Here is a 25,246-nt window from a genome sequence, read left to right on the forward strand (position 1 = left end):
TGAACCTAGCGGATCGTATCCTGACGTCCAAAGGAGATCCGCATGAGCGCTCAGGAAAACAAGGAAACCATCCGCCGCGTCTACGCCGCCCTGGAGACGGGCGACCGGAGTGTGTTCGGCGACAGCGTCCACCCCAACTATGTCTGGCGCCTAGCCGGAAGCTCGGACTGGTCACGCCGCTTCGAGGGCCAAGAGGCCATACGCCGTGACCTGCTGGCGCCACTGTTCAGCCTGTTCGCAGACACCTACACGGCCAGCGCCGTCACCCTGGTCGCCGAGGACGACCGGGTCGTGGCCGAGGTGCGCGGCAAGGTGCTGACCAAGACCGGCCAGCGCTACGACAACGACTACTGCTTCGTGTTCCGCTTCCGCGAAGGGAAGATCGCCGAGATCGTTGAGTACTGCGACACCGACCTATGCGTCCGGGCGCTGGGCTCTTACGACGACGCCGTGTCGGCCTCGCGCGGGAGCGCTTGAAGGGCGGCGGCCCAGGCCTCAGACCAAGCCATCAGGGGCCAAAGGGCGGCGATCAGCTCGCCTCCCCGCACGCTCAGACCATAGCCCCCGTCGGCGACCACGATGTCGGCGGCGCGTAGCTCGGCCAATCGCGCATTCAGCGTGCCAGGCGGCAGCTCAGCGCCGGCCTGCAAGGCGCGGAAGGTCAGAACTCGGCCCTCGCGCAGTTCCCAGACGATCCGGAGCGCCCCTCGGCGGCCCAGCAGATCCAGCGCGGCCATGATCGGCTTGCCAGTCTCAGAACCACGCACGGCGCGCCCCGGAAGTGGCGCTTCAGTTTTTGTAGCGTCATCGCGATCCAGCATGATACAAATTTTGTAGCATGGAGGATTTCAGATGTCGCCCAGGATCGATCCAGCACGAGCGCCCTACCCGCCCGCCGTCGCCAGAACCCTCAGGCAGTTGAAAACGCCGGGCGATGAGCCGCTAGCCCTGTTCCGCACGCTGGCCCGCGACGAGCGGCTGTTCGCCCGCTTCACCGGCGGGGGCTTGCTAGACCCCGGCCACCTGTCGCTGACGGATCGCGAGATCGTCATCCACCGCATCTGCGCGCTCAACGGCTGCGGCTACGAGTGGGGCGTCCACGCGGCGATCTTCGCGCCGGCGGCGGGGCTGGACGCCGAGCGCCTCGCCGCGACCGTCGCCCCCGGGATCGCGGCTTGCTGGACACCGCACGAGGCCCTGCTGATCGCCTTCTGCGACGCGGTGAACGCCCGCGCTGACCTCGACGACGCTCTCTGGGCGCGCCTGGGCGAGGCTTTCAGCGAGGCGGCGCGCATCGAGTTGATGATGCTGGCGGGCTTCTACCGGACCGTCAGCCTGCTGGCGAACGGCCTTCGCCTGGAGCCGGAACCGTTCGCGACGCCATTTCCGACCTAGGCCGCCACCGGCGTCGCCAGCGGTTCGCCATGGAAGTACCGGCGCAGGTTCTCCAGCGTCAGGCTGACCATGGCCGGAAGGCTGTCCAGGGTGGCGCCGGCTGTGTGTGGCGTGAGCACGGTGCGGGGGACATCGGCCCATCGGGCCGCGGGGGTCGGCTCCTGCTCGAACACATCGAGCGCCGCCATGCCCAAGGTTCCGGCTCGCAAGGCCTGGATCAGCGCGTCCTCGTCGATTAGTGACCCGCGTGCGACATTGACGATCAGCCCCTGAGCGCCAACCGCCTCGATCACCGGCTTGTTGATGAGGTGGCGGTTGGAATCGTCCGGCCGGGCGCAGACAATCAGGACGTCGCTGTCTCGCGCCAGGGCCATCAGGCTTTCAGCGCGGGGATAGTCGGCCTCTTTGGGGCGCGGCGCCCACCAGGCGACCTTCATATCGAACGCTTTGAGGCGCGCCGCAACCGCCTCGCCGATGTGGCCCAGACCGACGATCCCGGCCTTGCGACCGCGCAGACCGGGTCGCGGGGCCATGCGCTCGGCGTGCGACCAGTGACCGCCGCGCAGGCGCTGGTCGCCCTCGACGATGCCGCGCCAGGCCGCCAGAACCAGACCGACAGCGTGGTCGGCGACGTCGGCGGCGTTCAGGCCGGTGGAGTGGGTCACCGCGATCCCGTGCGCCTTGCACCAGGGAACATCGACGCCATCATAGCCGACGCTGACGCAGGCGATCAGCCCCAGGCGCGGCATCTCGGCCAGCATGTCACGGCTCAAGGCCATTTCACCCGCATGGACGATGGCCCGGATGCTTTGACCAGGACCTTCCAAGAACGCCATCCGGTCCGGATAGTCCCACAGCCGATGCACGATATAGGCGCCCTCCAGCAGCGGCTGCAGCGGCATCAGCATTTCGTGCGACAGCAGGATATGCGGTTTCTCGGCGGCGGTCTGGGGCATAGGTGTCCTCCAACGCTGGGCGGTGGGCCCACACGCGTATCACGACGCAGGCTACGCAGGTTGACGCGGGGTTAGAAAACGAAAAGGGGCGACGGTTGTCCGTCACCCCTTCGACTTTAGTGCAAGCAACTCGAAGCCCGCTTAGCGCGCGAACTTCTGGAACTTGATGCGCTTGGGGATCAGGCTGTCGGCGCCCAGGCGGCGCTTCTTGTCTTCTTCGTACATCTCGAAGTTGCCTTCGAACCATTCGACGTGACTGTCGCCCTCGAAGGCCAGGATGTGGGTCGCCAGGCGGTCCAGGAACCAGCGATCGTGGCTGATGACCACGGCGCAGCCGGCGAACTCTTCCAGCGCCTCTTCCAGGGCCTGCAAGGTTTCGATGTCCAGATCGTTGGTCGGTTCGTCGAGCAGCAGCAAGTTGCCGCCGGTGGCCAGGGTCTTGGCCAGGTGGACGCGGTTGCGCTCACCGCCCGACAGCAGGCCGACCTTCTTCTGCTGGTCGCCGCCCTTGAAGTTGAAGCTGCCCACGTAAGCGCGGCTGTTGATCTCGCGCTTACCGACGATCATCACGTCGGTGCCGCCGCTGATCTCTTCCCAGATGGTCTTGTTCGGGTCGAGAGCGTCGCGCGACTGGTCCACATACGAGAGCTTGACGGTCTCGCCGACCTTGACCGTGCCGCCGTCGGGCTGCTCGCGGCCGGTGATCAGCTTGAACAGCGTCGACTTACCGGCGCCGTTCGGGCCGATGACGCCGACGATGCCGTTCGGCGGCAGGCGGAACGACAGGTCCTTGAACAGCACCTTGTCGCCGTACTCCTTCTCCAGGCCGTTGACCTCGAGCACCAGGTTGCCCAGGCGCGGGCCGGGCGGGATCTGGATGTGGGCCTGGGTCTGGGCCGCGCGGGCGTTCTCCTGCGCGGCGACCATTTCCTCGTAGCTGGCCAGACGGGCCTTCGACTTGGACTGACGGGCCTTGGGCGAGCTGCGCACCCATTCCAGTTCGCGGGTGAGCGCGCGCTGGCGAGCTTCGGATTCCGACTGCTCCTGGACGACGCGCTTTTGCTTCTGTTCCAGCCAGCCGGAGTAGTTGCCCTCGTAGGGCACGCCCTTGCCGCGGTCGAGTTCCAGCGTCCACTTGGTGACCTGATCCAGGAAGTAGCGGTCGTGGGTGACCAGGATCACGCAGCCCGGGAACTCTTCCAGGTGGTGCTGCAGCCAGGCCACCGACTCGGCGTCCAGGTGGTTGGTCGGTTCGTCGAGCAGCAGCATGTCGGGCTTGCTGAGCAGCAGGCGCGCCAGCGCGATGCGGCGCTTCTCACCGCCCGACAGGCTTTCGATATTGGCGTCGTTGGGCGGGCAGCGCAGGGCGTCGATGGCCATCTCGACCTTGGAGTCGATGTCCCACAGGTCGCGGGCGTCGATGACCTCCTGCAGCTTGGTCATCTCCTCCATCAGCTCGTCGGTGTATTCCTCGCCGAGCTGGGCCGCCAAAGCGTTGTAGCGGTCGAAGATCTGCTTGTCTTCGCAGTCGGCGATGACATTGCCCCAGACGTCCAGGGTCGGGTCCAGCACCGGCTCCTGCGGGAGATAGCCGCGCTTGATGCCGTCTGCGGCCTTGGCCTCGCCGGAGAACTCCTTGTCGAGGCCGGCCATCACCTTCAGCAGGGTCGACTTACCCGAGCCGTTGACGCCGACCACGCCGATCTTGGCGTCGGAGTAGAACGACAGCCAGATGTTCTCGAAGACCTTCTTGCCGCCGGGATAGGCCTTGGTCAGGCCCTGCATCTGGAAAATGTATTGCTGCGCCATGAGGCTCGCGATCTCGCTGGGTCGAAAGTTTCGGGGATTGGGCGCTGAAATAGCGGTCAGAAGGCCTTCGCGCAATCGCCCCCGGACCTACGGCGTGGGATCAAGACCGGGCGCTGTCACCAATCGTTCGCACGAGTGTCGGAAACCCGACACCGAAGCTTCGCCTTGGCGTCGTCATGCGCTGTTAGCCGAGCCCCTAGCCGACGTGTCTCAACGTCGGGACAAAGGGGATGCCTCCATGAAGAACCATCTGCTGCTGGGCGCCGCCGCGAGCGCGCTCCTGATCGTCGCCGCGCCGGCCTTCGCTGCGGACACGACCGCCGACGCCGCGCCGATCGCCACCAACGCCGCGCCGGCCGATAACTCGGTCGTCGACGCTGTCGTCATTATCGGGCAAGGCCAAAGCCGCCAGGTGCAGACGCTGTCCAACGAGGCGATCGGCCTGCAGGCCGCCGGCACCAGCGCGCTGAAGGCGATCGACATGCTGCCCGGCGTCACCTTCCAATCGGCGGACGCCTTCGGCTCCTACGAGTGGTCGACCCGCATCTCGATCCGCGGCTTCAACCAGAACCAGCTGGGCTTCACCCTGGACGGCGTGCCGCTGGGCGACATGAGCTACGGCAACCACAACGGCCTGCACATCAGCCGCGCCATCGCCAGCGAGAACATCGGCCGCGTCGAACTGGCCCAAGGCGCCGGCGCCCTGGGCGTCGCCTCGACCTCGAACCTGGGCGGCACGCTGCAGTTCTTCTCGCGCGATCCGTCCGAAGCGATGGGCGGCGAGCTCAACGCCACCGCCGGCTCGGACAACATGCACCGCCTGTTCGGTCGCTTCGACACCGGCGCCATCAAGCAGCTCGGCGGCCTGCGCGGCTACGTTTCGGTCGCCGACCAGAAGAGCGACAAGTGGAAGGGCGGCGGCGAGCAGAAGCAGCGCCAGTACGACGCCAAGCTGGTGATGCCGCTGGGCGAGCGCGGCGACCTGACCGGCTTCTATCACCGCTCCGAGCGTCGTGAGCAGGACTACCAGGACCTGTCGTTCGACATGATCAAGCGCCTGGGCCGCGACTGGGATAACACCCAGCCGAACTGGGGCCTCGCGGTCGCCGCTGCCCGCGCCTATCAAACGGGAACCGCCCTCCCCGCGCCGTTCGCTACCGTTGACGACGCCTATTACGCCGGCGCCGGCGTGCGTGATGACGACCTGTACGGCGCCAAGCTGAACCTCGACATCACCGACCGCGTCACGCTGGACGCCACCGCCTACCAGCACAAGAACGAAGGCCAGGGCCTGTGGTACACGCCGTACCTGGCCAGCCCCGGTTTCGGCACGGCCGGCTCGACCGCCGCCCCGCTGTCGATCCGCACCACCGAGTATGACATCGATCGTGGTGGCCTGACCGCCGGCTTGACTGTCGACATCGGCGCCCACCGCCTGAGGGGCGGCTTCTGGCACGAAGTGAACAACTTCAACCAGGCCCGTCGCTTCTACGCCGAAACGGCCGCCGCGCCGTCGCGCAACCCGCTGGACTTCCAGGAAAACCCGTTCTTCACCCAGTGGCAGTACGCGTTCGAAACCAAGACCACGACCGGTCACATCGAGGACGAGTGGACGCTCAGCGACGCCCTTAAGGTCAACTTCGGCTTCAAGGCGATCAAGGTCGAGAACACCGTAAAGACCATCGTCGGCAACCCGCTGGCGGGCACCATCGAGAGCAAGGACAACTTCCTGCCGCAGGTCGGCTTTGTTTACAAAGCCACGCCGGACTTCGAAGTTTTCGGCGGCTACACCGAAAACATGGGCGCCTACGTCTCGGCGGCCACCTCGGGTCCGTTCGCGTCGCAGAACCAGGCGCGCGTCGACTACATCACCCAGACGCTGGATCCGGAAAGCTCCAAGACCTTCGAACTGGGCGGCCGGTATCGCACCGAGCGCTTCCAGGGCGTCGCGGCGGTCTATCATGTGACCTTCGACAACCGTCTGCTCGCGGTGGCCCAGGGTTCGTCGATCCAGGGCAACGCTCCGGTGCTGTCGAACGTCGGTTCGGTCGAGACCAAGGGCGTCGAACTGGCCGGCACCTATCGCCTGTCTGACGCCTGGAGCCTGTACGGCGCCTACACCTATAACGACTCCCAGTACGAGAACGACGTCGTCGCCCAAGACGGCACGGTCCGCGCTCGCACCAAGGGCAAGACCGTGGTCAACACGCCCAAGAATATCTTCAAGGGCGAGATCGCGTTCGACCAAGCCGGCTTCTTCGCCAAGCTCGGCGTCGCCTACACCGGCGAGCGCTACTACACCTACGAGAACATCGGCGGTCTGGCGCCGTCGACCACGGTTGCGGACCTGACCCTCGGCTACCGCTTCGAAGGCGAAGGCTGGGCCAAGGGCACGCAGATCCAGATCAACGTCACCAACCTGACCGACGAAGACTACATCTCGACGATCGGTTCGGGCGGCCTGGTCAACAGCGACCCGACCGGCACGGCCCAGACCGTCCTGACCGCCCCGCCGCGTCAGGTCTACCTGTCGATCAAGAAGTCCTTCTAAACCCTTCTATCACCCCTCGAACTTCGGGCCGGACGCGCGTCGTCCGGCCCTTTCTTTTTGCGTCGAACGAGCCGCTCCAAGCTTGTCCGGACACGATATCCGGCTGTCCCGACACGGTCTTGCTGGCGAAAGACAAGTTGCCTGGGCTGACTGGCGCCATGACCCAGACATCCTCCCCCGCCGTCCCCGCGCCGAACACGCTGCGCCAGGAGTTCCTCGAAACGCTTCGGATCGCCGGAGCGGGGCTCGCCATCGCGATGACCTTGCGCATCGTGATTTTTCAGCCCTTCACCATCCCATCGTCCTCGATGGAGCCGGGACTGGTGATCGGCGACTACATCATCGTTTCAAAGTTCGCCTATGGCTGGAGCCGGGCGTCCCTGCCCTTCAATCCTCCGCTGCCCGACGGTCGCCTGCTGGGCAAGGGCGCCGAACGCGGCGACGTTGTGGTGTTCCGTCTCCCGCGTGATCCGAGCCAGACCTGGATCAAGCGGGTGATCGGCCTTCCGGGCGACAGAGTCCGCTTGGCGGGCGGCCAGGTGTACGTCAACGAAGTGCCGATACAGCAGACGCCGCTGGGTCTGACCCAGGATCACGACGCGCCCGACCGTACGGTCCTACAAGTGCGCGAGCGGCAGGCCGATGGGCGCGGCTACGTCACCTACGACGGCGGCGCGGATCAGCCGGGCGACGACACCGAGACCTATGTCGTGCCGGCCGGCCAGTACTTCATGATGGGCGACAATCGCGATAACTCGCTCGATAGCCGCTGGCCCGGTGAGGTCGGCGTCGGCTTCCTGCCGGCCGACCACATCATCGGCGAGGCCAGCTTCGTGCTCGCCTCCTGGAAGCCGGGTGCGGCGCTCTACAAGCCCTGGACCTGGCTGAACTTTCAGTGGGACCGCTTCGCGCGCCCGATCCGCTAGAGCGCCTAGCGGGCGCGGAACTCTTCAATGCTGAGGACGCCGTCGTGATTGACGTCCAGACGCTCGAAGGTCGCGTCCGAGGTCGCGGTGCGAGCGAGCGACGGCGCTGCGACGGCGCCGACAGCCAGACCCGCGACCGCCGCAGCCAGCGCATGCCAGGCCAGGCTCCGACGGCGCGGCGATGGTTTCGGCGTCACCAGATCTTGCTCGATGAAGCCGCGAAGCGCTTGGCTTGCCGTGCGGCGAGTGGCCTGGCAGCGGGCCATGAACGCGGCCTTGGTCTCCGGCGGCAGGCGGATTTCCAGGGTCTCGGTCTTCTTGGACGGCTTGCCAATGGTCACGGCGGGTCTCCGAACTTTCAGGCGCAGTCTAAGCCCCAGATCGCCGATCGCGCAAAAAGAAAGCCCGGCCATAAAGACCGGGCTACAAAGTCATAGGGAGGAAACGCCCAGGAAGGGCAGAGGCGCTCGGCGCCTCACCCGCGATTGATAGCGCTAACACGGGGCCAGTTGCAAGCGATTCCTAGTGGCCGCGACGAGCGGTCGCAGCACCACCCCAGCAGCAAACCCTTCCGATCGCCGCTTTACGCCTCTTGGCGAACGACCTAGAAATGTTACCGCTAACGCAAGAATAAGCGACGGGCGGGAGAAAACGCACATGAGAAGGTTCGCGCGGTCCGCATGGGCCGCCGCCAGCTTGGCCCTGCTTCTGGCCCTGCCCGTTCAGGCGCAAAGCCAGCGCTGGGTCGGCGCCTGGGCCAGCGCTCAACTCGCGCCCAACGCCCAGAACAGCCTCGCGCCGGAGGACTATTCGAACGCCACCCTGCGACAGGTGGTCCGGCTGTCGATCGGCGGCGACAGGCTGCGGGTCAAGCTCTCCAACCTGTTTGGAACCCAGCCGCTGACCATCACCGCCGCCCATATCGCGGTCTCGGCGGCTCCGGATACAGCCCGCATCGATCCGGCTACCGACCGGGCGCTGACCTTCGCCGGCGCGACACGCGTGACCCTCCCCGCCGGCGGCGAGCTCTGGTCGGACCCGGTCAAGCTGAAGGTCGAGCCCCTCGCCCATCTGGCCATCAGCCTGCACTATCCCTCAGCGCCCAGCGTCCAGACCGGGCACCCTGGCTCGCGCGCGACGTCCTACATTCTGACCGGCGACCACACCGCCGCCGCCGATCTGCCCGGCGCCAAGACCGCCGATCGCTGGTTCCAGATCGCCAGTATCGACGTCCAGTCGGAGAAGGCCTCGGCCATTGTCGCGTTCGGTGACAGCATCACCGACGGCTACGGCGTCCAGCCCAACACCAATCTGCGCTGGACCGATGGCCTGATCGAACGGCTGAAGGGCAAGAACATCGCCGTCCTGAACCTTGGGATCGGCGGCAACCGCGTGCTGGCCGACGGTCTGGGCCCCAGCGGCGTGTCCCGCTTCGATCGTGATGTGCTCTCCCAGTCGGGCGTCAGCCACCTGATCATCCTGGAAGGCGTCAACGACCTCGGCGCCCTCAACCGCGAAACGGCGCAAGACGCGCCGACCAACGCCCGCATGGCCCAGGACCTGATCGGCGCCTTCGCCGGCATGGTCGCCAAGGCGCGCGCCAGGGGGATCAAGGCCATCGGCGCGACGATCCTCCCGTATTCCGGCTCGGCCTACTACCATCCGCCCGCCGAGGCCGAAGCCGCGCGGCAGGCGGTCAACGCCTGGATCCGCGCACCTGGCAATTTCGACGCCGTGATCGACTGGGACGCGGCCCTGCGAGACCCGGTGCGCCCGACCCACCTGCTACCGGCCTACGACAATGACGGCCTGCATCCCAACATGGCGGGCTACAAGGCGATGGCCAACGCCATTCCGCTAAGCCTGTTCGAGAGCCGCTAGTCCATGCGCATCCTGTTCTCTGCTGTCCTCGCCCTGGCGCTGTCGGGCGCCGCCTATGCGGCTGACAAACCCGTCATCGCTGTCACTTGGGACGACCTGCCCGCCCACAGCGCCCTGCCGCCCGGCGTCACCCGTGTTCAGGTGGCCGCCGACCTGTTGAAGGCGTCCGCCGAAGCTGGAGCGCCCGCCTTCGGCTTCATCAACGCGGTGCAGAACGAGCGCGAACCCGACTCGGCGCCGGTGCTGACGATGTGGCGCGACGCCGGTCAGCCGCTAGGCAACCACACCTGGTCGCACCAGAACCTGGCCAGCCTGACGCCTGAGCAGTTCATCGCCGAAATCGAGCGCAACGAGCCCGCGCTGAAGGCGCTGATGGGTCCGGAAGACTGGCGCTGGCTGCGCTATCCGTTCCTGTCCGAGGGCGATACGGCGCAGAAGCGGCTTGCGGTTCGCGCGTGGCTGGCGGCCAACCACTACAAGATCGCCAGCGTCACGATGGGCTTTGGCGACTACGCCTATAACGAGCCCTACGCCCGCTGCATGGCCAAGGGGGACCAGGCCGCGATCGCCGAGCTGGAACGACGCTTCCTGGCGGGAGCCGCCGCAGACGCTGATCGCGCGCGGGCGATGAGCCACGCCTTGTTTGGCAAGGACATCCCCTACGTGCTGTTGATGCACGGCGGGGCCTTCGACGCGCGCATGGCCCCTCGCCTGTTCAAGCTCTATCAGGACAAGGGCTTTGGCTTCACCACCCTGGCGGAAGCTCAGAAGCACCCCTTCTACAAGACCGACATCGAGCCTGGCCTGCCGCCGCAGCCGACCACCTTGGACGGCGCCTTGCGGGCCAAGGGTTTGCCCGTTCCGCCCAACCCGGTGGACCTGGCGCCGCTGGAGACCCTCTGTCGCTGAGTGCGTTGCAAGTCGGAAACAACTTCACTGCTGACAAGCGCGGCGCGCCCGCTTAGCGTCCCGCGCCATGAAAAAGCCCTCGCTCACGGCGCTCGCGGCCGTTCTCGCCCTCTCGACGCCCGCCCTGGCGCAGAAACTCACCCCTGAACGTGTTTTCGCCGATCCTAGCCTGAGCGGCCCCACCGCGCGGGGCGTCGCGCTGTCGCCCGCCGGCAAGCGCGTGACCTATCTGAAGGGCAAGCCCGAGGCGGCCAACATCCAGGACTTGTGGGCGGCCGACGTGAAGGGCGGCGAGCCCTATCGCCTGATCGACAGCGCCGCGCTGTCCTCGGGCGACAAGGAGCTGTCGGAAGCCGAGAAGGCCCGCCGTGAGCGCGCCCGCGTCTCGGCCCGCGGCATCGTCGAGTACAGCTGGGACCGCCAGGGTCGCTTCATCCTGGTCCCGCTGGACGGCGACCTCTATCTAGACGCCGTCGCCGACGGGAAGATCACCCGACTGACCGAAACCCCGGGCGACGAGGTCGACGCTAAGGTCTCGCCCAAGGGTGGCTACGTCTCTTATGTCCGCGACCAGAACCTGTACATCAAGCCCGTCGCAGGCGGCGCCGAGACGGCGCTGACCACCGACGGCAAGGACGCGCTGTCCTTCGGCATCGCCGAGTTCATCGTCCAGGAGGAGCTCGACCGCTTCACCGGCTACTGGTGGAGCCCGGACGAGAGCCGCATCGTCTACACCCGCGTCGACGAAAGCGGCGTCGACATCGTGCCGCGCGCCGACATCGGTCCGGGCGGGGCCACCGTGGTCAACCAGCGCTATCCGCGCGCCGGTCGCCCCAACGCCGTGGTGGATCTGTTCGTGCGCGACCTGGCTTCCGGCAAGGTCACGGCCCTCGACCTCGGCGCCAACAAGGACATCTATGTCGCGCGCGTGGCCTGGTCAGCCGACGGCAAGACCGTCTATGTCCAGCGCCTGTCGCGCGACCAGAAGACGCTCGACCTGCTGGCCTTCGACGCCGCCACCGGCGCGGGCAAAACCATCCTGACCGACACCGATCCGCACTTCATCGAGGTCAGCAACGACTTCCGCCCGCTGACGGACGGCACGTTCCTGTGGGGCTCGGAGAAGGACGGCAACCAGCATCTCTATCGCTACGCCGCCGACGGCAAGCTGATCGCCCAGATCACCAAGGGCGACTGGCCGGTCATCGGCCTGGAGGGTGTCGACGAGGCCCGCAAGGTCGCCATCTTCTCGGCCTCGATCGATACGCCGATCGAGCGTCGCCTGTACGAGGTGAGCTACGCCAAGCCGGGCAAGCCCAAGGCCCTGACCTCGGCCGGCGGCTGGTGGGCCGCAAAGGTCGCCGACAACGGCGGCGCCTTCGCCGGCACCTACAGCGATCCCAAGACCCCGTCCCAGACCGCCCTCTATTCGGCCGACGGCAAGCGCGTGCGCTGGATCGAGGAGAACAAGCTGGCCGAGGGACATCCCTACTGGCCCTACGCCGCCAATCTGCCCCAGCCCGAGTTCGGCGCGCTGAAGGCTGCGGACGGCGAAACGCTGCACTATGAGATCCTCAAGCCCATCGGCTTCGATCCGGCCAAGAAGTACCCGGCCATCGTCTCGGTCTATGGCGGCCCGCACGCCCAGCGCGTTATGAAGAACTGGCATAGCCCGTCGGAGCGCACCTATCTCGAGGCCGGCTATGTGATCTTCAAGCTGGACAATCGCGGCAGTGGCAACCGCTCGGCCAAGTTCATGCGCGCCCTGGACCGCAAGCTCGGCACCGTCGAGGTCGAGGACCAATTGCTGGGCGCCAAGTTCCTGGCCAGCCAGCCCTATGTCGACGCCGACAAGCTGGGCGTGATGGGCTGGTCCTATGGCGGCTTCATGGCCCTGATGCTGCTGACCGCCGAGAACACCCCGTTTAAGGCCGGCGCCGCCGGCGCGCCGCCGACCGAGTGGAGCCTGTACGATACGGCCTACACCGAGCGCTACATGGGCAAGCCCGACGAGAACAAGGCCGGCTACGCCTATTCGGACATCAACAACCGAATCGACAAGCTGGCGCCGGGCAGCCTGCTGCTGCTGCATGGCATGGCCGATGACAATGTGATCTTCGAGAATAGCACCCGACTGATGGCCGCCCTGCAACGCAAGGCGATCCTATTCGAGATGGCCATGTATCCTGGCGAACGTCACAGCGCACCCGGTAGCAAAACCAAGGGCCTCAGCGTGCTGAAGACCCACCTGGACTTCTTCGATCGCAAACTGAAGGGGCGCTGAGCCTGCGATGACCCGCGCGCCGCAACGGAGCGCGGGTCGCCCTGCGACAACACGTCCGCGGGCCCCGACCTTATGTCGCAGGGCCTCGGGCGCGGCGGCAGCGTAAGGTTGAGACACTGGTTCAGGAAACACGCGTCATGACCAAGTCTCCCGATGTCGCCGTCGAATGGCTGCTCGACACCGTCAAGGAAGCGATCGAGGACGGCCGCGCTACGGTCGAGGATCTCGAAGAGTGGCTGCTGGCCGCTATCCTCCTTGAGGAAATGAGCCTGCAGGAGGAGCAGGACCGCGTGGAAGCCCGGGCGCTCGACAGCTGGCTGGGCGCCGCGCGCACGCTTCACTAGGGCGAGGTCAGCGCTCCTCGCGGAACGGCGAGTATTCCTCGGTGAGCATCTCCATGTCGCTCTCCACCGCCGCGCGCTCGCGCTCCAGATAGCGCGCCACCGGCTCGCGCAGCATCGGATCGGCGATCCAGTGCGCGGAATAGACCGCACTCGGCAGGTAGCCACGGGCGATCTTGTGCTGCCCCTGCGCGCCGGCCTCGACACGCGGCAGCCCCAGGCGGATCGCATGCTCGATGGCCTGATAGTAGCACAACTCGAAATGCAGGAACGGCACGTCCTCGACGCAGCCCCAGTGGCGACCATACAGGCAATCGCGGCCCAGAAGGTTCAGCGCTCCGGCGATGAAAGGCCCGCCCGGCCGCCGCGCCAGGATCAGCAGCACCTTGTCGGCCATGCGCTGGCCTAGCAGCGAGAAGAACGGGCGGTTCAGATAGGGCCGTCCCCACTTGCGCCCGCCGGTGTCCATGTAGAACGCGAAAAACGCGTCCCAGTGATCCTCGGTCAGGTCCGCGCCCGTCAGCGCGACGATCTCCAGCCCCTCCTGGGCGTCGCGGCGCTCGCGGCGGATGGTCTTGCGGCGGTTCGCTGACAGGGCGCCGAGGAAATCGTCGAAGGTTTCGTAGCCGCGGTTCTCCCAGTGGTACTGTTGGTCCTGGCGCAGCAGCATCCCGCGCTCGCCCATCCAGCGCCACTGATCCTCGACCGGAAAGGTCACGTGCAGCGACGAGGCGCCCATGCGCTCGCACAGGGTCAGGGCGCCGCCCAGTAACGCCGACCGCCCCTCAGCAGCGTCAATGTCAGGCCGCACGATCAGCCGCGAGCCGGTGACCGGCGAGAACGGCGATGAGCATTGGAGCTTGGGGTAATAGCGCCCCCCCGCCCGCTCATAGGCGTCGGCCCAGGAATGGTCGAAGACGTATTCGCCCTGGCTGTGGGATTTCAGATAGAGCGGCATGACGCCGGCGACCTGATCGGCCTCATCCAGCACAGTCAGATGCTGCGGCGCCCAGCCGGTCCGCGCCGCGACGCAGCCGCTCTCCTCCAGGATCGACAAAAAGTCGTAGGAGACGAACGGGTCGCCGGTGGATGCGGCGCAGGCGTCCCAGGCGTCCTGACCGATCTCGCTGATCGCACGGTGGACGCGGACAGCAGACTGGACCCCCATGGGACCGGCGGTCACGCGTGGAAGCCCTCGAAGATCAGGTTGTCGCAATGGGCCTCGATCGCCGCCCACTGTTCGGGTGTGCGCACCGTCCAGGCGATGACAGGCATGCCCTTGGCGCGCAGGACATCGGCCTTGGGGCTGGGCAGCATGTCCAGGCCCAGGGCCAGGAAGTCAGGTCGCGCGATCTCGACATGCTCCAGGGCGGCCATCGATTTGCGCATCTCCGGCGCCACGTGCCGCGCGCCCTCGTCGTTCCAGCCGTAGCTGTCCAGGCCCCGAAGGATCTGCGGATGGTGGTCGGCGAACCAGGCGTGGGAATAGGGATTGAACCCGATAATCGCCGTCGGACCGTTATGGTCGATCAGGATCTCCGAGACCCGTTTCTCCAGCGGTCCGACCTCGCCGAACGGGGTCTTCAGCTCGATATGCACCATGGCCCGATGGCCGATCACGGTCAGGGCTTCGGCGAGGGTCGGGATGGTCTCGTCCGTGCCCTTCAGCGCCAGGGCGCCCAGCTCGGCGGCGGTGTGATCGCGCACCCGGCCTTCGACACCGGTCATCCGCTCCAGCCGCTCGTCGTGGAAGACGACCGCGTCGCCATCGGCCGTCAGTTGGACGTCCAGCTCGATGCCGTAATCGTGCGCGCAGGCGGCCTGAAAGGCGCCCAGCGAGTTCTCCGGCGCGCCATCACGGCTCCAGAGGCCGCGATGGGCGATCGGTCGATCAAAGAGCGCGTCCCACGCCGCTCCGAAGGTTTCGACCGGAGGGCGTTCGCGCGCGCGCATCAGATGATCTCCACCACCGCGTCGACCTCGACCGCGAAGCCGAGAGGCAGCTTGTAGACCCCGACCGCCGAGCGGGCGTGACGCCCCTTGTCGCCCAGGGCCTCGACCATCAGGTCCGAGCAGCCGTTGATGACCTTGGGAATGTCGATGAAGTCGGGTCCGGCCTGGACGAAGCCGCCCAGTTTCACGACTCGGACCACACGCTCAAGGTCGCCGTCGCAGGCGGCTTTCATCTGGGCCAGCAGGTTGACGCCGCACAGGCGCGCGGCCTTCTGGGCGGTCTCAAGATCGACATCGACCCCGACCGTGCCCTTGATGCCGCCATCCGCGGCGATCGAGATCTGGCCCGAGATGTGGACCAGATTTCCGGAGCGTACGAACGGCACATAGTTGGCCACCGGCGCCACCGGCTGCGGCAGCTCCACGCCCATGGCCTTCAGGCGGTCCTCGACGGTCGACATGCACACGCTCCACTCAGATTTCTGGAGGCATGCTTACCGCGACGGATCGGTCGGCAAAAGGTCTAAGCCGCACGGGCCTTGCAGCGCAAAGCGCCCAAACAGAAAAGGCCCGGACCTTGCGATCCGGGCCTTCAAGTTCTGATGTCACAGACGCGGCGGTGAGCGCGCCTGGAGCAGGCCTTAGCGGGCGGCCTGGAACTTTTCGACGGCGGCGCTGACGCGTTCGTTCAGCGGCTTCACCGAGTCCTTGATCGAGGCCGAGACGATCTCCGAGGCCTTGCTGACCTGAGCGATGTAGGCTTCCAGGGCCGACTTGGCCCAGGCGGTCTGCAGCTCGACGGCTTCCTGCACGCTCTTGGCGGCGGCCAGCGACTTGGCGGCGGCGACTTGGTCTTCGGCCAGCTTCTTGGAGTAGGCGAAGGTTTCGGCGCCCAGGGCTTCAGCGCCCTTGGTGGCGGCGGTCACCGAAGCCACGACGGCTTCCAGGTTCTTCTTCGAATGGGTGTTGGCTTCGGCCAGCGCGGCCAGCGACTTTTCGACGCCGTCCTTGAACGCTTGGTTCGACGCGGTGGTGAACTGCTCGACGGTGGTCTTCAGGTTTTCGGCCGCGGCCATGGGGAGTCTCCTGGGGAGGAAAGGAGGCGGGGCGGAAGGTCGAGCTGCAACTCGCCCCTCTGCGCTTGGAACAACGCCGGTTTGCCATGTTGCAGTGCAGCAGTCAAGAATTTTGTGCAGCGCACCATAACCTAGAGGCAAGCTGCGCCATCGGCGCCGGCCGCCTCATTTTTCCGCGTCTGCGGCAAGATCGCTCACCAGTTGTTTACTTTGGCGAAACACCGCATCCATCATGGTAGGCTCTACGCGTGTGGCGGTGCGGAACCGCTTCCAGTTCAAATGACGGACGTCGCTTCATGTTCGCCAGGCTTACCTCCGCCCGCTCGTTGCTCGCCGCCGCTGGTCTGGCCCTGACGTGTCTTGCCGGTACGCTCGCGCCATCCGCCGCCTCGGCCGCCGTCCCTTATCTGCAACTGAACGCATCAGAGCCGAAGTACGCGGCCATCGTGATCGACGCCAATTCGGGCGAGGTCCTCTACGACAAGCGCGGTGACAGCCCGCGCTATCCCGCCTCGATCACCAAGGTCATGACCCTCTACCTGACCTTCGAGGCGCTCAGCGAAGGCCGCCTGAAGCTCACCGATCAGATCGTGATGTCGCCTCGTGCGGCGGCGCAGGCGCCGACCAAGATCGGCCTGCGTCCGGGCGAGAGCATGACCGTCGACGAGGCGATCAAGGCGATGGCGGTCAAGTCGGCCAATGACGTCGCCACCGCTGTGGCCGAGCGGCTGGCCGGCAGCGAGTCGCGCTTCGCCGCCCTGATGACCCTGCGCGGCCAGGAGCTGGGCATGCGCAACACCCGCTTCGTCAACGCCTCGGGCCTGCCCGACAGCCGGCAGATCTCGACCGCCCGCGACCTGGCCATCCTGTCGCGCGCCACGATGCGCGACTTCCCGCAGTACTACAGCTACTTCTCGGTGAAGGGCTTCTATTTCCGGGGCAACTACGTCAAGGGCCACAACCGCCTGCTCGACAGCATGGAAGGGTTCGACGGCCTGAAGACCGGCTACACCAACGCCTCGGGCTTCAACCTCGCCGGCTCGGCCGTGCGCGACGGTCGTCGCCTGATCGCCGTGGTTCTGGGCGGCCCCTCGACCGCCTGGCGCGACAACAACATGGAAGACCTACTGCTGACCGGCTTTGACGTGATCAAGCGCCGGTCGCGCGGTGAGCGCACCACCATCGCGGCCAACATCTATGAGGACGAGCCCTCGGGCCCGATCGAGCGTCCGTCGGCCGAGCAAGGCGACGGCGACCAGGCCGGCCTCAGCATCGTCCTGACCGAAAACCCCCGTTCCGCGCCCGTGAAGGTCTCCCCCACCCTGCGCGGCGCCCAGGCGGCGACGCCGGTCAAGGCGGTGAAGAAGCCGAAGGGCGAATGGGGCGTGCAGGTCGGCGCCTTCCGCTCCAAGTCACTGGCCAACGAACAGTTGAAGCTGGTGCGCGGCCGGATCACCAAGCTGGTCAGCGACGCCGAGGGCGCCGTTGAGGGTGCTGGCGGCATGTTCCGGGCGCAGTTCCAAGGCATGACCAACGAAGCCGCCCGCGAGGCCTGCTCGGCCCTGAAGGCCAAGCGCATGCCCTGCATTGTGCTGAAGCCGTAGGCGAAACCCACCGCCGATTTCCCCGGCGAACGCCGAGGCCAGACGAACCAAGAGCGCCGGCGGCTTTGCTCCGGCGCTCTTTCGTATTCACGGCCAAGTTTCGCGATAGCTCTAGGCGTTGATCGCCTTCCCGATCAGCCGCGCCAGGCGCTGCACGCCCTCCTCGATCTGCGCGTCGGTCGGTAGCGAGTAGCTGAGGCGGATCGCGTTCGGGGTTTGGTTCTCGGCGAAGAACGGCGCGCCGGGCACGAAGGCCACGCGCTCTTCTTCGATAGCCCGCGCCAGCAGAGCCGCGCCGTCGATCCCCTCCGGGAGGTCGATCCAGACGAACATGCCTCCTTCGGGATGCGACCAGGTCACGCCCTTGGGCATGGTCCGCTCCAGCGCCGCCAGCATCACGCGCGCCTTGGCCCCATAGGCGCCGCGCAGGCGGTGCAGGTGTTGGTCATAGCCCTCGGTCACCGCGCGATGGGCGACCATCTGGTTAATCGTCGAGACGTGCAGGTCAGCGCCCTGCTTGAGCAGCACCAGCTTCTCAATCACGGCCTTGGGCCCGCAGACCCAGCCGATCCGCAAGGCCGGCGAGAGGGTTTTGGACAAGGTGCCCAGGAACAGCGTCCGGGCATTGTCGATCCCGCCCGAGCGCGTGATGTCCAGGCCCAGCACCGTCGGCGTCGCCTCGCCGGCGAACCGCAACTCGCGATAGGCCGCGTCTTCGACGAGGGTCATATCCAGACGATCGGCCATGGCCAACAGCGCCTCGCGCTCGGCCAGGGTCAGGCTGACGCCCGTGGGATTGGCGAAGTCGGGCACGAAATAGCCCAGCGGCCTCGGCGCGCGTCCGGCCATCAGGGCCGCCTCGTCCACGCCCTGGCTCAGCGCCGTCTCCGGCAGGTCCAGATAGGCCGGCTCATAGCCGTTGAAGGCCTGCAGCGCGCCCAGATAGGTCGGACGCGCGACCATCACCGTGTCGCCCTTGGTCAGGAACAGCTTGCCGATCAGGTCGAGCGCCTGCTGCGAGCCGGCGGTCAGCATGATGTTGTCGGGACCGCACGGCATGCCGTCGCGGGTCATGCGTTCGGCGATCCACTGGCGCAGCGGCAGGTAGCCCTCGCTCACCGAGTACTGCAGCGCCTGACGCGACAGGATGGGATCGGCGAGAATAGCGTCATAGCCCTTCTGGATCTCCTGCGCGGGGAAGAGGCCCGGATCAGGAATGCCGCCGGCGAACGACAGGATGTCGGGCTGGTCGAGCAGCTTGAGAAGCTCGCGGATCTCGCTGGCGCGGACGCGGCTCATGCGTTCGCTGAAGCGGCCGGCCCAGTCCTGGGCGCGCTCTGAAGTCTGGGTCGTCATAGGGGTGATCAAAGTCCGAACTGAAGATGACATCGGGAGCCAAGCGTCATGGCTCATCCTGAACCGGGTTCAGGGCGTCATACCGAGCAGGTTTGGCCCGACGAGCGGCGGCGCCAGAAGCGTTCACGATTGATCATGGCTCGACCCTAGCTGAGCCGCGCGGCTTGATCAAACGATCCCGCGCCGCATTCAGCTGCGCGGCCAGCCCCTCGGTGCCGCCCTTGTCGGGATGCGCCATCTGGATCAGTCGGTTATAGGCCGCCTTGACCTCCGCGAGGCTCGCCTCGGGACCCACGCCCAGGATCGCACGGGCTTCGGAAAGACTCAGCTCGGGCTTCGGCGGATGCACCACCTCGCGGCGGACGATCGGCCGCCGCCGCGCCTCGGTGACGCTCCACAGGCCGATCACGCCAAGGACGATGCCCGTGCCCCACGCGCCGCGGATCGTGGCGTAGGCGGCCACCGCGAAAGCGGCGATCGCCGCCGCCCCGGCCCCGACGCGCCAGCCATCGCCCTTCAACAGCGCCCGGCCACGCGGCCAGAGCAGGAAGGTGATAATCACCGCGCCCAGCAGCAGATAGATCATCGGCGCTCCAGAAACGAAAACGGGCGGCGAGGTCGCCCCGGCCGCCCGCTCGCTTAGATTTGTAGCCGCGCGCTTACTGCGCCGCCAGCATCGTCTCGCCGGAATAGGCCGACAGACCCAGGCTGTGCATCAGAGCACGCAGTTCCTGACGCGCCGCCAGATGCTGCAGCGACACCGGGACCGGGCGCACCTGCGGCGACAGGTCGGCGATGGTCAGGCCGAAGGGGAACAGCTCGCGATAGATCACGCGGTCGCGCAGGCCGGGCCCGATCCGGAAGCCGACGCGCTTGGCCAAAGCGTTGAGGCGGTCCTCCAGACGCTTGCGGTTCCGCGCCTCGGTGGTGGCCAGGCGGTTGCGCAGCACCACCCAGTCCATGGCCTGGCGCTGGCCCGACAGGGCGCGCTGCTTGCGACCTTCCCAGACGGTCAGCGAATAGAGGCTGGGCTTGGTCAGCTCCAGGGTGACGGGATCAACGGTGCCCAGCATGTCGAAGTCGACGAAGCTGTCGTTCATCGGCGTCACCACCAGGTCCGCACGGCCGTGGGCCATGCGGGTGATGGCGCTGTCGCCGCCGGGGGTGTCGATCAGGATGAAGTCGCATTCGGCCAGCGCCCGGGCGAAGGCGGCTTCGAAACCGGCCACCTGCTCCTCCTCCGGCCTTTCAGCCAGGGCGACGTCGTTGTCGCTGAGGTTCAAGGCCAGCGGCTCAGGCAGCTCGATCTTCTTGTTATCCAGCCACGCGCGGCGGTTCTCGAAGAACCGCGCCGAGGTGCGCTGGCGCAGGTCCAGGTCGATGACAGCGACCTTGGCGCCGCCGTACAGCAACGCGGTGACGAGGTGCACGGCGATGGTCGACTTGCCAGCGCCGCCCTTCTCGTTGCCGACGACGATAACGCGCGTTTCGGCCATGGCTCGGATCCTTCTGCGTCGCGACTCAGCGACTCTTAATCGAAGGTTAACACGATGTTTCCCACCCCCGAGGGGGCTAAGGGCCTCAATCCACAGACCTTATTGTCGCAGGCTGTGGACGCGTTCCCGTTGGGGGACGGTGGACCTTCCCCATCTCTAAGGCCATAAGCGCTCGCCAGTTTGCGTGGAGGCCCCGAATGACCAGCCCGATCATCGTTCGCACTGTCGCCGAGATGCGCGAGCATGTGCGCGCCTGGAAGGCGGCCGGGCAGCGCGTGGCGGTCGTCCCGACCATGGGCGCCCTGCACGAGGGCCACCTGTCTCTGGTGCGTCTGGCCCAGCAGCATGCCCAGCGCGTCATCACCACGGTCTTCGTCAATCCCAAGCAGTTCGCCCCGCACGAGGACTTCGACGCCTATCCGCGCGGCGAGGCGGCCGACGCCGAGAAGCTGGCCTTAGTCGGTTGCGACCTGCTGTTCGCGCCGAATGCGACCGAGATGTACGCGCCGGGCTTCTCGACGCTGGTCAGCGTGTCGGGCGTGTCTGAACCGCTAGAGGGCGCGGCGCGCCCGCAGTTCTTCGGCGGCGTGGCCACCGTGGTCGCCAAGCTATTCATCCAGTCGCAGGCCGATGTCGCGGTGTTCGGCGAGAAGGACTACCAGCAGCTTCAGGTCGTTCGTCGCATGGCGCGCGATCTGGACATCCCCGTCGAGATCATCGGCGCGCCGACCGCCCGAGCCGAGGACGGCCTCGCTCTCTCCTCGCGCAACGCCTATCTGTCGGCGGAGGAACGCGCCGCCGCCGTGGCCCTGCCAACGGCGATGAAGGCTGCGGCTGCGGCCGTCGCCCAGGGGGGGGCTATCGAAGACGCCGAGCGTTCGGCGGTCGCAGCCTTGCAGGCTGCGGGCTTTGGTCAGGTCGACTATGTGGAAGTGCGCGAGGCGAGCGATCTAACGCGGTTGGGCCCCGGCCCCATCGGCGAGGCGTCCGGCCGAATCCTGGTCGCCGCGTGGCTGGGCAAGACCCGGCTGATCGACAACATGGCGGTCGGTTGACCTATCCGATCGGACGCAGCGCCAGCAGCAGACCGCCGACTAGTCCAACGAACAACATCCCCACGCCCAAGGCGGCATAGCCGGCTTTCATGGTGACCCCTCCTGTCCCTCGTCGGAGAGGAAACACCCGCGCTAGTTGCCATTCCCCTAACACGCCCGCCTCGGTTACCAGGCGCCCAGTTCGCGGAGCTGTCGCGCGAGGTCGGCGGGCAGATCGGCGGATTCGGCCTCGGTCAGGTCGGGTGGCGCGTCCTCGGGCTTGAGATAACGCCAGCCCTGGAACGCCCGGCGGGGCTGCGGCGCCACGCGGATGATCGGCGGATCCACGGTGATCTCGCAGCGCGAGGCGGCGCCGGAACCGACGGTGTCGATCGCCAGGATCTTCTGACGGCACAGCACCTGCCCCTTGAACACCCGATACAGCGAGCCGCCATCCAACACCTCGTCGATGCGCTTGGGCGTCATGCGGGTGTGCATGATCCAGGGTTCACCGGTTTTATGCCAGGCCAGGAGGTCGTCGATGGTGTCGCAGCCGACGACCAGCTTGATGATGTGCAGCGCCATGGGGCGTAGATAGCGCGCGAACGGGGCAAGGCAACATTTCGGTTCGCCCGACGGGAGAAACCTGTCGACGTCCGCATGACAGCGTTATCCCTTAGACCCAATCGCGTTCATGTGGGGGCGCGGGAGGGTCCAAGAGACCCCATGCCGCCGTTACGGACGCCTTGTGGGGGGATGTCCGCAGCGGCGGTCTCGTTTTGGCGATGGGGTTCAGGCCACAGCCGGTTCCAGACGGGCCAGCACCACGCCCTCGCTGACCTGGCCGCCGGCCACCGCCGACAGTTCAGCCACCACGCCGTCGAACGGCGCGGCCATGGCGTGCTCCATTTTCATCGCCTCAAGGGTCAGCAGGGTTTGGCCCTTGCTCACCGTCTGACCAGCCGAGACCGCGACCGAGACGATCTTGCCCGGCATCGGCGACAGGATGGCGCCGTCCGAAGCGCCGCCCTCGCCCGCCCCGCCGATCTTGGCCACGAAGTCGAACTCCTGGACGTCGCCGCCCTCGAACACCTGGATCGGACCCTTGCCATAGGTGGTCGGCAGGCGGGTGACCTCATCAAACGCCCGGCCGTCGGCGTGGCGGATATCCCAGGACCAGTCCTCGGTTCCGCCGCCGATCAGCGCCACACGCAGCGGCGTGGCCTTGCCGTCGGTCGACATCGGCAGATGCATCGACGCGCGCGGCGCGTTCATGCGGAAACCGAGCAGCTTGGACGGCGCGCCCTCCCACGGATCGCGGCGGGCTTCTGCTTCGAGGAAGCTGTCCAGCCGCCAGCCGATCGCGGCCATGGCCGGCTCGTCGCTGAAGACCCGCTCGGTCAGCTCATCAAGGCGGGCCTCGATAAAGCCCGTATCGACGGCGCCGTCGACGAAGTCCGGATGACTGGCGCACTTGGCCAGGAAGGCGGCGTTGGTCTTGACTGGCCAGACCTCGACCAAGGCGCAGGCCTCGGCCAGGCGCTGGGCGGCGTCCTCGCGGTCGGCGCCATGGGCGATCAGCTTGGCGATCATGGGGTCGTAGAAGGGCGTGACCTCGCCGCCTTCCTCGACCGCGCTGTCGACGCGAACATCGCCTTCGGGCAGGCGGAAGTGCTTGAGCTTGCCGGTCGACGGCAGGAAGCCGGTGGCCGGGTTCTCGGCGTAGAGCCGCGCCTCCATGGCCCAGCCGTCCAGGGTGATCTCGTCCTGCTCCAGCGGCAGCGGCTCGCCCGATGCCACCCGCAGCTGCCACTCGACGAGGTCCTGGCCGGTGACCATTTCGGTGACCGGGTGCTCGACCTGCAGGCGGGTGTTCATCTCCATGAACCAGATCCGGTCGGCGCGCAGGCCCTCGCTCGCGTCAGCGATGAACTCGACCGTACCGGCGCCGACATAGTTCACGGCCTGGGCGGCCTTGACCGCCGCCGCGCAGACGGCCTCACGGGTCGCCTCGTCCATGCCGGGCGCGGGCGCTTCCTCGATGACCTTCTGGTGGCGACGCTGCAGCGAGCAGTCGCGCTCAAACAGGTGGACGACATTGCCGTGGCTGTCGCCGAACACCTGCACCTCGATGTGGCGCGGCCGGGTGACGTATTTTTCCAGCAGCACGCGATCATCGCCGAACGCGGCCGAGGCTTCGCGACGGCACGAGCCGAGCGCCGCCTCGAAATCCTCCGCGCGCTCGACCTTGCGCATGCCCTTGCCGCCACCGCCGGCCACGGCCTTGATCAGCACCGGATAGCCGATCTTGGCCGCCTCGACCGTGAGCCGTTCGACCGACTGATCCTCGCCCAGATAACCGGGCGTAGTGGGCACGCCGGCCTTGATCATCACCGCCTTGGCGGCGTCCTTCAGGCCCATGGCCCGGATCGCCGAGGGCGGCGGGCCGATCCAGACTAGGCCCGCATCGATCACGCTCTGCGCGAACTCGGCGTTCTCGGACAGGAAGCCATAGCCCGGATGGATCGCCTCGGCGCCCATCTGCCTGGCCGCCGCCAGGATCTTGCGCGGGTCCAGATAGCTCTCCTTGGCCGGCGCCGGACCGATCAGGATCGCGGCGTCGGCCTCCATGACGAACGGCGCATTGGCGTCCGCCTCGGAATAGACGGCGATCGTCCGCACGCCCAGCTCGCGAGCGGTGCGGATGATGCGACGGGCGATCTCGCCGCGATTGGCGATCAGGACGGAGGAGAGCAACGGGAAACCCAATCTAGCGAAAGCGCGAAGACCGACGGAGCCAGGCTCCGGACACAAACTCTATTCGACCCAGGACGGCTTGCGACGCGCCAGGAAAGCCCGAACGCCTTCCTGCCCCTCGGGCGACACACGGCGACGCGCGATGCGGCGGGCGCTCTCGTCGATCAGCCCCTTGTCCAGTTTTTGACCCACGAAGTCGTTGACCAGGGCCTTGGCGTCGCCGATCGCGCCTGGAGCGCAAGGGGCCATCTCGGCGATCAGGGCGTCACGCGCGCCTTCCAGGCTGGCGACGTCTTCGAACACCTCGTCGACCAGACCAAAGCCCCAGGCGTCGTCGGCGTCGAAGACCCGGCCGGTGGCGAACAGCAGCTTGGCGGTGCGCGGGCCCAGAGCCTGAATGACGTAGGGGCTGATCGTCGCCGGGGTCAGGCCCAGCTTCACCTCGGAGAAGGCGAACTTGGCGTCGACCAGGGCCAGCGCGTGGTCACAGGCCGCCACCAGACCCGCGCCGCCGCCGAAGGCTGGGCCTTCGACGAGCGCTACGGTCAGGGCCGGAATATCGTGCAGGGCCTTGAGCATGTGCGCCAGTTCCAGCGCGTCCTGACGGTTGTCGTCCTCGTCCCATTCGACCGCCGAGGCCATCCAGGACAGGTCCGCGCCCGCGCTGAAGGCGCCGCCGACGCCGCGCAGGAACACGATCCGCACGCCCTCGGCGCCGTGCAGGGTCTCGAAGGTCTGACGCAGCGCCGCGATGGTGGCGGCGTCGAAGGCGTTCTTCTTGTCGGGCCGGTTGATCCACACGGTGACCGCGCCTTCCGGCGTGCTGTCCATGTGGACCAGCGGGCTCATCGCGTCAGTGTCGGGAACCTCGACGATGGGATCGGCGATCGGGTTGGTCATGGGGAAGGTCCTTCCTGG

The 25,246-nt window shown here is 66.9% G+C and carries 25 protein-coding genes and 2 pseudogenes; 11 read left to right on the forward strand and 16 right to left on the reverse strand.

Translation table 11 applies throughout. The annotated features are described in order from the left end of the window. Nucleotides 1-42 precede the first annotated feature (42 nt). The gene (locus tag CVUC_RS16925) at nt 43-477 is read left to right on the forward strand and encodes a nuclear transport factor 2 family protein (protein ID WP_096033533.1); all 435 of its coding nucleotides are present in this window, start codon (nt 43-45) and stop codon (nt 475-477) included. On the opposite strand, the gene CVUC_RS19945 is transcribed toward CVUC_RS16925, so the two are convergent. Then, nucleotides 438-767: a winged helix-turn-helix transcriptional regulator gene (locus CVUC_RS19945; protein WP_233279783.1), complete on the reverse strand. Its 330-nt coding sequence runs from the start codon at nt 765-767 to the stop codon at nt 438-440. The genes CVUC_RS16925 and CVUC_RS19945 overlap by 40 nt on opposite strands. 85 nt (nt 768-852) lie before the next feature. On the opposite strand from CVUC_RS19945, the pseudogene CVUC_RS20575 reads away from it, so the two are divergent. Beyond that, nucleotides 853-1,137 (forward strand): annotated as a pseudogene (locus CVUC_RS20575) (carboxymuconolactone decarboxylase family protein); the annotation flags it as partial. Continuing rightward, nucleotides 1,136-1,395: pseudogene (locus tag CVUC_RS20580) on the forward strand (hypothetical protein); the annotation flags it as partial. The pseudogenes CVUC_RS20575 and CVUC_RS20580, both read left to right, overlap by 2 nt. On the opposite strand, the gene CVUC_RS16940 reads toward CVUC_RS20580, so the two are convergent. After that, a complete protein-coding gene (locus CVUC_RS16940; protein WP_096033536.1) occupies nt 1,392-2,351 on the reverse strand; it encodes a 2-hydroxyacid dehydrogenase in 960 nt (319 codons plus the stop codon). The pseudogene CVUC_RS20580 and the gene CVUC_RS16940 overlap by 4 nt on opposite strands. A 141-nt stretch (nt 2,352-2,492) precedes the next feature. After that, entirely contained in the window at nt 2,493-4,160 is a 1,668-nt protein-coding gene (gene ettA / locus CVUC_RS16945) for an energy-dependent translational throttle protein EttA (RefSeq protein ID WP_096033537.1), read from the reverse strand. A gap of 238 nt (nt 4,161-4,398) precedes the next feature. On the opposite strand from ettA, the gene CVUC_RS16950 reads away from it, so the two are divergent. Then, the gene (locus CVUC_RS16950) at nt 4,399-6,711 is read left to right on the forward strand and encodes a TonB-dependent receptor (RefSeq protein WP_164468139.1); all 2,313 of its coding nucleotides are present in this window, start codon (nt 4,399-4,401) and stop codon (nt 6,709-6,711) included. 158 nt (nt 6,712-6,869) lie between these two features. Continuing rightward, nucleotides 6,870-7,637 (forward strand): signal peptidase I, encoded by a 768-nt coding sequence (gene lepB, locus CVUC_RS16955; protein ID WP_096033539.1) that lies wholly within the window; start codon nt 6,870-6,872, stop codon nt 7,635-7,637. 5 nt (nt 7,638-7,642) lie between these two features. Here the strand turns inward: lepB and CVUC_RS16960 are convergent, their stop codons facing one another. After that, nucleotides 7,643-7,978, reverse strand: coding sequence for an EF-hand domain-containing protein (locus tag CVUC_RS16960; RefSeq protein WP_164468140.1), 336 nt, complete (start codon nt 7,976-7,978; stop codon nt 7,643-7,645). Between the two features lie 184 nt (nt 7,979-8,162). Here CVUC_RS16960 and CVUC_RS16965 point away from each other — a divergent pair, with 184 nt between their 5' ends. From CVUC_RS16965 to CVUC_RS16980, 4 genes are all read left to right on the forward strand, one after another. Beyond that, complete coding sequence (locus tag CVUC_RS16965; RefSeq protein ID WP_164468141.1) at nt 8,163-9,518, forward strand: SGNH/GDSL hydrolase family protein; 1,356 nt, start codon at nt 8,163-8,165, stop codon at nt 9,516-9,518. Nucleotides 9,519-9,521: 3 nt separating this feature from the next. Then, nucleotides 9,522-10,427 (forward strand): polysaccharide deacetylase family protein, encoded by a 906-nt coding sequence (locus CVUC_RS16970; protein ID WP_096033542.1) that lies wholly within the window; start codon nt 9,522-9,524, stop codon nt 10,425-10,427. 67 nt (nt 10,428-10,494) lie between these two features. Beyond that, nucleotides 10,495-12,711, forward strand: a complete 2,217-nt coding sequence (locus CVUC_RS16975; protein WP_101685851.1) for a S9 family peptidase — start codon at nt 10,495-10,497, stop codon at nt 12,709-12,711. Between the two features lie 137 nt (nt 12,712-12,848). Beyond that, the gene (locus CVUC_RS16980; protein ID WP_010920016.1) at nt 12,849-13,055 is read left to right on the forward strand and encodes a hypothetical protein; all 207 of its coding nucleotides are present in this window, start codon (nt 12,849-12,851) and stop codon (nt 13,053-13,055) included. Between the two features lie 7 nt (nt 13,056-13,062). Here the strand turns inward: CVUC_RS16980 and CVUC_RS16985 are convergent, their stop codons facing one another. From CVUC_RS16985 to CVUC_RS17005, 4 genes are all read right to left on the reverse strand, one after another. Next, nucleotides 13,063-14,235, reverse strand: coding sequence for a GNAT family N-acetyltransferase (locus CVUC_RS16985; protein WP_164468142.1), 1,173 nt, complete (start codon nt 14,233-14,235; stop codon nt 13,063-13,065). After that, a complete protein-coding gene (locus CVUC_RS16990; RefSeq protein ID WP_096033544.1) occupies nt 14,232-15,005 on the reverse strand; it encodes a glycerophosphodiester phosphodiesterase in 774 nt (257 codons plus the stop codon). Before CVUC_RS16990 ends, CVUC_RS16985 begins: the two co-directional genes overlap by 4 nt. Continuing rightward, on the reverse strand, nt 15,005-15,472 hold the full coding sequence (locus CVUC_RS16995) for a RidA family protein (protein WP_096033545.1): 468 nt from the start codon (nt 15,470-15,472) through the stop codon (nt 15,005-15,007). The genes CVUC_RS16990 and CVUC_RS16995 overlap by 1 nt, the downstream gene beginning before the upstream one ends. A gap of 174 nt (nt 15,473-15,646) precedes the next feature. Continuing rightward, nucleotides 15,647-16,081: a phasin family protein gene (locus CVUC_RS17005; RefSeq protein WP_012640421.1), complete on the reverse strand. Its 435-nt coding sequence runs from the start codon at nt 16,079-16,081 to the stop codon at nt 15,647-15,649. Nucleotides 16,082-16,377: 296 nt separating this feature from the next. Here CVUC_RS17005 and CVUC_RS17010 point away from each other — a divergent pair, with 296 nt between their 5' ends. Next, nucleotides 16,378-17,685, forward strand: coding sequence for a D-alanyl-D-alanine carboxypeptidase (locus CVUC_RS17010; RefSeq protein ID WP_096033546.1), 1,308 nt, complete (start codon nt 16,378-16,380; stop codon nt 17,683-17,685). Nucleotides 17,686-17,796: 111 nt separating this feature from the next. Here CVUC_RS17010 and CVUC_RS17015 read toward each other — a convergent pair whose 3' ends face one another. The 4 genes from CVUC_RS17015 to mipZ all read right to left on the reverse strand — a co-directional run bounded on the left by CVUC_RS17015 (nt 17,797) and on the right by mipZ (nt 20,537). After that, nucleotides 17,797-19,074: a PLP-dependent aminotransferase family protein gene (locus CVUC_RS17015; RefSeq protein ID WP_096033547.1), complete on the reverse strand. Its 1,278-nt coding sequence runs from the start codon at nt 19,072-19,074 to the stop codon at nt 17,797-17,799. Nucleotides 19,075-19,118: 44 nt separating this feature from the next. Then, a complete protein-coding gene (locus CVUC_RS19950) occupies nt 19,119-19,178 on the reverse strand; it encodes a hypothetical protein (RefSeq protein ID WP_024265769.1) in 60 nt (19 codons plus the stop codon). After that, nucleotides 19,175-19,627, reverse strand: coding sequence for a J domain-containing protein (locus tag CVUC_RS17025; RefSeq protein WP_010920025.1), 453 nt, complete (start codon nt 19,625-19,627; stop codon nt 19,175-19,177). Before CVUC_RS17025 ends, CVUC_RS19950 begins: the two co-directional genes overlap by 4 nt. A 73-nt stretch (nt 19,628-19,700) precedes the next feature. Beyond that, entirely contained in the window at nt 19,701-20,537 is an 837-nt protein-coding gene (gene mipZ / locus CVUC_RS17030) for a division plane-positioning ATPase MipZ (protein ID WP_096033548.1), read from the reverse strand. 197 nt (nt 20,538-20,734) lie between these two features. Here mipZ and panC point away from each other — a divergent pair, with 197 nt between their 5' ends. Further along, complete coding sequence (gene panC / locus CVUC_RS17035; protein WP_096033549.1) at nt 20,735-21,592, forward strand: pantoate--beta-alanine ligase; 858 nt, start codon at nt 20,735-20,737, stop codon at nt 21,590-21,592. A gap of 1 nt (nt 21,593) precedes the next feature. Here panC and CVUC_RS17040 read toward each other — a convergent pair whose 3' ends face one another. The 4 genes from CVUC_RS17040 to CVUC_RS17055 all read right to left on the reverse strand — a co-directional run bounded on the left by CVUC_RS17040 (nt 21,594) and on the right by CVUC_RS17055 (nt 25,228). After that, nucleotides 21,594-21,683, reverse strand: a complete 90-nt coding sequence (locus CVUC_RS17040; protein ID WP_024265770.1) for a hypothetical protein — start codon at nt 21,681-21,683, stop codon at nt 21,594-21,596. A gap of 74 nt (nt 21,684-21,757) precedes the next feature. Further along, nucleotides 21,758-22,156: a DUF1489 family protein gene (locus CVUC_RS17045; RefSeq protein ID WP_096033550.1), complete on the reverse strand. Its 399-nt coding sequence runs from the start codon at nt 22,154-22,156 to the stop codon at nt 21,758-21,760. A gap of 207 nt (nt 22,157-22,363) precedes the next feature. Continuing rightward, nucleotides 22,364-24,328, reverse strand: a complete 1,965-nt coding sequence (locus tag CVUC_RS17050; protein WP_096034783.1) for an acetyl/propionyl/methylcrotonyl-CoA carboxylase subunit alpha — start codon at nt 24,326-24,328, stop codon at nt 22,364-22,366. A gap of 60 nt (nt 24,329-24,388) precedes the next feature. Continuing rightward, nucleotides 24,389-25,228: an enoyl-CoA hydratase-related protein gene (locus CVUC_RS17055; protein WP_012640424.1), complete on the reverse strand. Its 840-nt coding sequence runs from the start codon at nt 25,226-25,228 to the stop codon at nt 24,389-24,391. Between the last annotated feature and the right edge of the window lie 18 nt (nt 25,229-25,246).

The sequence above is a fragment of the Caulobacter vibrioides genome, from assembly GCF_002858865.1.
Taxonomy (GTDB): domain Bacteria; phylum Pseudomonadota; class Alphaproteobacteria; order Caulobacterales; family Caulobacteraceae; genus Caulobacter; species Caulobacter vibrioides.

Coding starts and splice junctions, on each gene's coding strand:
- mipZ (WP_096033548.1), bottom strand. CDS start 20,537: ATGGCCGAAACGCGCGTTATCGTCGTCGGCAACGAGAAGGGCGGCGCT.
- CVUC_RS16980 (WP_010920016.1), top strand. CDS start 12,849: ATGACCAAGTCTCCCGATGTCGCCGTCGAATGGCTGCTCGACACCGTC.
- CVUC_RS17015 (WP_096033547.1), bottom strand. CDS start 19,074: ATGTCATCTTCAGTTCGGACTTTGATCACCCCTATGACGACCCAGACT.
- CVUC_RS17005 (WP_012640421.1), bottom strand. CDS start 16,081: ATGGCCGCGGCCGAAAACCTGAAGACCACCGTCGAGCAGTTCACCACC.
- CVUC_RS16940 (WP_096033536.1), bottom strand. CDS start 2,351: ATGCCCCAGACCGCCGCCGAGAAACCGCATATCCTGCTGTCGCACGAA.
- panC (WP_096033549.1), top strand. CDS start 20,735: ATGACCAGCCCGATCATCGTTCGCACTGTCGCCGAGATGCGCGAGCAT.
- CVUC_RS17025 (WP_010920025.1), bottom strand. CDS start 19,627: ATGATCTATCTGCTGCTGGGCGCGGTGATTATCACCTTCCTGCTCTGG.
- CVUC_RS17010 (WP_096033546.1), top strand. CDS start 16,378: ATGTTCGCCAGGCTTACCTCCGCCCGCTCGTTGCTCGCCGCCGCTGGT.
- CVUC_RS17045 (WP_096033550.1), bottom strand. CDS start 22,156: ATGGCGCTGCACATCATCAAGCTGGTCGTCGGCTGCGACACCATCGAC.
- lepB (WP_096033539.1), top strand. CDS start 6,870: ATGACCCAGACATCCTCCCCCGCCGTCCCCGCGCCGAACACGCTGCGC.
- CVUC_RS17055 (WP_012640424.1), bottom strand. CDS start 25,228: ATGACCAACCCGATCGCCGATCCCATCGTCGAGGTTCCCGACACTGAC.
- CVUC_RS16950 (WP_164468139.1), top strand. CDS start 4,399: ATGAAGAACCATCTGCTGCTGGGCGCCGCCGCGAGCGCGCTCCTGATC.
- ettA (WP_096033537.1), bottom strand. CDS start 4,160: ATGGCGCAGCAATACATTTTCCAGATGCAGGGCCTGACCAAGGCCTAT.
- CVUC_RS17040 (WP_024265770.1), bottom strand. CDS start 21,683: ATGAAAGCCGGCTATGCCGCCTTGGGCGTGGGGATGTTGTTCGTTGGA.
- CVUC_RS16925 (WP_096033533.1), top strand. CDS start 43: ATGAGCGCTCAGGAAAACAAGGAAACCATCCGCCGCGTCTACGCCGCC.
- CVUC_RS16970 (WP_096033542.1), top strand. CDS start 9,522: ATGCGCATCCTGTTCTCTGCTGTCCTCGCCCTGGCGCTGTCGGGCGCC.
- CVUC_RS16990 (WP_096033544.1), bottom strand. CDS start 15,005: ATGCGCGCGCGCGAACGCCCTCCGGTCGAAACCTTCGGAGCGGCGTGG.
- CVUC_RS16975 (WP_101685851.1), top strand. CDS start 10,495: ATGAAAAAGCCCTCGCTCACGGCGCTCGCGGCCGTTCTCGCCCTCTCG.